The 2,233-nt window shown below is 72.1% G+C and carries 1 protein-coding gene; it reads right to left on the bottom strand.

Annotated elements, in window-relative coordinates; translation table 11 throughout:
* Positions 1 to 2,233 (bottom strand): DUF6603 domain-containing protein (locus ACKAE7_RS20750; RefSeq protein ID WP_408980192.1); only part of this gene is annotated, 2,233 nt, incomplete at both ends.

Here is a 2,233-nt window from a genome sequence, read left to right as displayed (position 1 = left end):
CCGTCTGCCGCCCGGCCGCGCCGCCGCAGCCGGGCGGCAGACGGTCCCCCAGCGGTGCTCGACCTGCTCCCGCAGCACCTCGCCGTACGTGACGGTGCTCGTGAACGGCGTCGGCAGCCAGTGCAGCAATGCCAGCGCCGGCGGCTCGGCGGTTGACGAACCGGGCGCCGACGCGCTCCACCATACCGACGGCGTCGTGCCCGCGGTGAGGGTGCCGCTGAGGGTGACGCCCGTAACCTTGTAGGCCCACCAGCGTTCCCCGATCCGGCGCCAGACGCCGGCGCCCGCCGCGCCGGTCGAGCCGAGCGGTGCCTGGCCCAGCACGCTCAGCCCCTCGGCGTCGGGCGCGACCTGGAAGCGGAGCACGGGGACGGCGTCGAGCGGCACGGTCGGCACCTCGCCGTGGACGACTGAGTCCTCCCCCTCGGGCTTTTCCACCTCCGCAGCGTGACCGACGGTCGAGTCGGCGGGCCGGCCGGCGGTGCCCTCGAGCAGCGCCGGCGTCCGTCCGGCGAGGGATAGTCCGGCGACCAGGTCGCGCACCGGCGGGTCAGGGTCCGGCTCGTGGCCGATGGTGAGCTCGACGCAGCCCTTGACGCTGAAGAAGAAGAAGTCGACCCGGCCGCAGACCTCGCCGTGCACGTACGGGTCGTCACGGGGAACGCCGTCCTGGATCCTGGTGCCGACCATGAGTGTCAGCTCGGCGCTCACGCCGATCGAGACGATGAACAGCCGCAGCTCGCCCCGGACATAGACCTTGCCGGCCAGGAAGAACGGGTCGAAGCCGAGCACGGCGTCGAACCCCGCCGCCGCCTCGACGTACAGCCGGGCGGCCTTGGACCCCATCAGCACGGCCTGGATGTGGAAGCCGGTGGCCACGGACAGGCCGGTCGTGGCTGGCAGGGGCGGAATGGCGATGCCGTCGCCGTGCACCATGAGGTATCCGGTGCCGGTGAACACGTCGAGCACCTTCACCGTCACCCGGTCGTCGTAGGAGCCGAGGTCGACCAGCCACTTCTCCGGGTTCCGCGCGTCGAAGAAGGCGGTGACCGGGACGTGGATGCGCAGGATCCGCTCGACGGCGTAGTCCGCGACGACGCCGACTGTGATGGTGCCGGCGCCGAAGTCGATGTCCAGCACCGCGAGGAAGGTGGCCTCCTGGGTGGAGCCCAGGGCGGGCGGGAGGCTCAGGACGTCCGCCTTCATCACAAGCAGCAGCCGGGGCCCGGGCACTTCGATCAGGAGGATGCCCTTGAGGTGCAGGATGAACCCGCCCTCGGTGGTCCCGAGCAGCAGTCCGGCCGCGACGGCGAAGGAGCCGGCTCCGTGGGTCCAGCCGTCCGGATGCATCACGCTTTTCCGCGGCGGGGCGAGCTGCGCCATGAGCCAGTCGAGCGCCGGGACCCGCGCCGCGGTGTTCTCCAGCCGGCCGTAGTTGACGCCGACCCCGCCGAGCAGCCCGTACAGGGCCAGGCCCGAGTTGCCCAGCGGGAGGGGCGCGGGGAACTCGACCTCTACGCCGATCAAAAGGCCGGTGACGCTGGCCTTGGTCTCGATCGCGAGGGTCGCGGCGGCGCGGATGCTCAGGGGCACGATGGTCAGGTCGAACGCCGCCTTGAACCCGGCGCCGGTGAGTTCGATCGAGCCCGCGCCGTGGACTGTGCCGGGGATGTCGAGCGTAGCGCCGAGCTTGGTCAGCTGCGGGGGCTCGACGGCGTCGAGCCTCGCCCGGACGCGGACCGTGTCCACGGTCACGGGGCCCAGCGGCACGTCGATGCCTGCCTCGACCTCGAGGTAGGTCGGGTTGTCGCGGCTGACGCGGACACCGAACACGCGCAGGATCTCGTCCAGCGGCGGCGTGGCGACCAGGGAACCGGGCTGGATGTCAAGCTCGTAGCCCCGGGAGGGGTCGAACACCGGGATCGGCACGTACTCGGCCTCGGTGCCGGCGCCCCACTCCGACCGAACGCCCACCGCCTTGTAGCGGGTCCGAATCGAACGGTCCTCGGGCACGCGGATCACGGCCAGGTCGAACCAGAACTGCACCTCCACGTCCAGCAGGGCGCTGACCTGCGTGCCCCGGCCGGTGGTAGTCGAGCCGTCCGGCGCGATGATGCCGTCGCTCACCATGACCTCGGCGCCGCGCAGGGTCAGAATGCGGGTCCGCACGAGGCTGCTGGCGCCGAGGGCGACCGAGCCGAGCTGGACGAGGGTCCCGGCCGCCGGGGAGAGG

This window comes from Pseudarthrobacter sp. NKDBFgelt (assembly GCF_046097905.1).
Lineage (GTDB): Bacteria > Actinomycetota > Actinomycetes > Actinomycetales > Micrococcaceae > Arthrobacter > Arthrobacter polychromogenes.
Note: the sequence above shows the minus strand (reverse complement) of the source record. Positions and strands in the feature narration are given on the sequence as shown.